Source organism: Cellulomonas pasadenensis, from assembly GCF_047229365.1.
Taxonomy (GTDB): Bacteria; Actinomycetota; Actinomycetes; order Actinomycetales; family Cellulomonadaceae; genus Cellulomonas.
Window position 1 is genome coordinate 1 of the sequence record NZ_JBFTEP010000249.1, and the last position, 2,147, is coordinate 2,147.

General features: G+C 76.4%; 1 protein-coding gene and 1 pseudogene. One reads left to right on the top strand and one right to left on the bottom strand.

The features are described from left to right. Positions 1-41: 41 nt before the first annotated feature. Positions 42-944 (top strand): annotated as a pseudogene (locus tag AB6N23_RS18180) (acyltransferase family protein); the annotation flags it as partial. A 203-nt stretch (positions 945-1,147) separates the two neighbouring features. On the opposite strand, the gene AB6N23_RS18185 reads toward AB6N23_RS18180, so the two are convergent. Continuing rightward, on the bottom strand, positions 1,148-2,147 hold a 1,000-nt coding region (locus AB6N23_RS18185; RefSeq protein ID WP_412867362.1), incomplete at its 5' end, for an LCP family protein.

Sequence of the window (2,147 nt, forward strand, 5' to 3'; positions counted from 1 at the left end):
GCCCCGGCGCGCCCCCCGAGCGGCCGCGCGGCCCGCGGCTCGTGGCGCTCGACGCGCTGCGCCTGCTCGCGGCGGTCGCGGTCGTCGTCTACCACTTCACCGCGCGGCAGGCCTCGGTGTGGGGGCCGGACCAGGACCGGCTCGTCGGACCGGTCGCCGCGTGGACGTCCTACGGGTCGCTCGGCCCCGAGCTGTTCTTCGTCATCTCGGGCTTCGTCATCCTCATGACGGCGTGGGGGCGGACGACGGTGGCGGTCGTCGCGTCGCGGATCGGCCGGCTGTACCCGTCGTACTGGGTGGCGGTGCTGCTGACCGGCCTGCTGCTGCTCGTCGTCTGGCCCGAGGGCAAGCACGTGACGCCGGGGCAGGTGGCGGTCAACCTCACGATGTTCCAGTCGGCCCTCGGCGTGCCGCACGTCGACGGCGTGTACTGGACGCTGTGGACCGAGCTGCGGTTCTACCTGCTCGTCGGCGTCCTCGTGCTCCTCGGGGTGACGCGGCGGCGGGTGCTCGCGGTCGCGTTCCTGTGGCCGCCCGTCGCGCTGCTCGCCGCGCGCCTCGGCCTCGACGACCTGGCGACGCTGCTGATCGCCGACTACGCGCCGCTGTTCGCCGCGGGCATGGCGCTCTTCCTCGTGCACCGGGAGGGCCACCGGGTGCTGCCGTGGGCGGCCGTGGTCACGAACACCGCCCTCGCGGTCGTGCTCGTGACGCCCTCGCGCGCGGCCGTGCTCGAGCGGGTCACGGGGATCGCACCCTCCACGGTCGGTCTCGCCGTGGGCGTCGCGGCCTGCGTGGCGCTGGTCGCGCTCGTCGCGCTGACACCGCTCGCCCGCGTCGACCGGCCGTGGGTCGTCGCGGCCGGCGCGCTCACGTACCCGCTGTACCTCGTGCACCAGTACTGGGGGCTGTGGACGATCGGCCTCGTGGCCGGGCACGTCCCCGCGTGGGTGGCCGTCACCGCCGCGGTGGCGGTCTCGCTGGTGCTCGCGTGGCTCGTGCACCGGCTCGTCGAGGCGCCGTACGCGCCTACGCTGCGCCGCGCGAGCGAGCGCGGCATGGTGCGCGTCCGCGACGCCCTGCTGACACGCCTCAACCACGGGCCGCGCGCCCTCGACGAGGCGGGCCGGCTCGGGATCGTCGGCGCTCAGCCGGTGGGGATGCCGCCGACGGGCCCCGGGGGCAGCGTGCCGTCGCGCACCGCGGCGAAGAACGGCGGCGTCGCGGCCTCGTCCAGCAGCACCGCGGAGCCGATGCCGCCGGGTCGGTAGTCCATGCTCGCGATGGGCGGCGTGCCGGTGATGCCCTCGGGACCGTTCGCCGCGCGGAACGCGAGGGCGAGGCGGGCGACGTCCAGCGCGCCGGTGCTCTCGTCGAACGTGAGCGCGCCCGTGCCGGCGTCGACGAGCGCGACCTGGGCGGCCGGCCGCACGGCGAGCGCGCCGGGCGACACCTTGCCGACGACGGCGCCGATGAGCTGCCGCTGCCGCAGCGCGCGGCCGACGTCGCCCTGCGGGTCCGCCTTGCGCATGCGCGCGAAGGCCAGCGCCTGCGTGCCGTCGACGTCGTGGCAGCCGGGCGTCCACACCATGCCCGAGTCCGGGTCGTCGACCGCGCCGTCGTAGCAGAGGTTGACGCCGCCGACGGCGTCGACGACGTGCGCGACGCCGCCCATGCCGATCTCGGCGTAGTGGTCGACCGTCAGCCCGGTGAGGCCCTCGACGGTCTGCACGAGCAGCGGCGCACCACCCCATGCGAAGGCGGAGTTGAGCTTCGAGCCGCCGTGGCCGGGGACGTCGACGTACGTGTCGCGCGGCAGCGACACGAGCGCGGTCGGCCCGCTGTCCGGGACGTGCAGCAGCAGGATCGTGTCCGTCCGCTGCCCCTCGGTGCCGTCCTCGGCGATGCCGCCCTCGTCGCCGCGCGCGTCCGAGCCGGCGAGCAGGTACGTCGTCCCCGGGGTGTCGGCCGCGCCGGACAGCGCGGGTGTGTGCTGGAGCTTGCCGCCCGCCCAGACGAGCAGGCCCACCGGCCACGCGACGAGCACGACGAGCAGCAGCAGACCGACCACGGCGGCGAGCCGGCGCGGGCGGAGGCGGGGACGGGGACCGCCCGGCGGCGGTCCGCCGGCGGGCGGTCCCGGCGGG